This is a genomic window from Bacillus sp. B2-WWTP-C-10-Post-4 (assembly GCF_009183805.1).
Lineage (GTDB): Bacteria > Bacillota > Bacilli > Bacillales > Bacillaceae_G > Bacillus_A > Bacillus_A cereus.
The window spans coordinates 1-768 of the sequence record NZ_WEII01000276.1 but is presented as its reverse complement, the minus strand read 5'-3'; the positions used below and the strand labels follow the sequence as shown (position 1 = coordinate 768).

Sequence of the window (768 nt, the reverse complement as noted above, 5' to 3'; positions counted from 1 at the left end):
AGGTGGAAGCATGGTGACATGTGGAGCTGACGAATACTAATAGATCGAGGACTTAACCATATAATATGAAGCAATGTTATCTAGTTTTGAAAGAATATAAAAAACTTGTTGACTTTAAAAGTTAAATGAGTTACAATGATTCTTGTCTTAAATGAATATAGTCTGGTAATGATGGCAGAGAGGCCACACCCGTTCCCATACCGAACACGGAAGTTAAGCTCTCTAGCGCCGATGGTAGTTGGGACCTTGTCCCTGTGAGAGTAGGACGTTGCCAGGCAATCCGGAGGATTAGCTCAGCTGGGAGAGCACCTGCCTTACAAGCAGGGGGTCGGCGGTTCGATCCCGTCATCCTCCACCATTTAGCCGACTTAGCTCAATTGGTAGAGCAACTGACTTGTAATCAGTAGGTTGGGGGTTCAAGTCCTCTAGTCGGCACCAGTTTTTATTGTAAGAGCCATTAGCTCAGTTGGTAGAGCATCTGACTTTTAATCAGAGGGTCGAAGGTTCGAGTCCTTCATGGCTCACCATTTTAATTAATATGCGGGTGTGGCGGAATTGGCAGACGCACTAGACTTAGGATCTAGCGCCTTTGGCGTGGGGGTTCGACTCCCTTCACCCGCACTTTTAATAAAATATCTCAAACATGTCTTGCGGAAGTAGTTCAGTGGTAGAATACAACCTTGCCAAGGTTGGGGTCGCGGGTTCGAATCCCGTCTTCCGCTCCAATTTTCAATATGACATGCCGGGGTGGCGGAACAGGCAGACGCA

The 768-nt window shown here is 47.0% G+C and carries 5 tRNA genes and 1 rRNA gene; all 6 read left to right on the top strand.

Annotated elements, in window-relative coordinates:
- The first annotated feature begins 161 nt into the window (after positions 1–161).
- The 6 genes from rrf (at position 162) to GBN78_RS29880 (ending at position 725) form a co-directional block, all read left to right on the top strand.
- Positions 162–277: ribosomal RNA gene (gene rrf, locus GBN78_RS29905) — 5S ribosomal RNA — on the top strand.
- Positions 278–282: 5 nt separating this feature from the next.
- Positions 283–358 (top strand) — tRNA-Val (locus GBN78_RS29900).
- Positions 359–362: 4 nt separating this feature from the next.
- Positions 363–438: transfer RNA gene (locus GBN78_RS29895), tRNA-Thr, on the top strand.
- Positions 439–451: 13 nt separating this feature from the next.
- A tRNA-Lys gene (locus tag GBN78_RS29890) sits at positions 452–527 on the top strand.
- A gap of 13 nt (positions 528–540) precedes the next feature.
- A tRNA-Leu gene (locus tag GBN78_RS29885) sits at positions 541–621 on the top strand.
- Between the two features lie 29 nt (positions 622–650).
- Positions 651–725, top strand: a tRNA-Gly gene (locus GBN78_RS29880).
- Positions 726–768 lie beyond the last annotated feature (43 nt).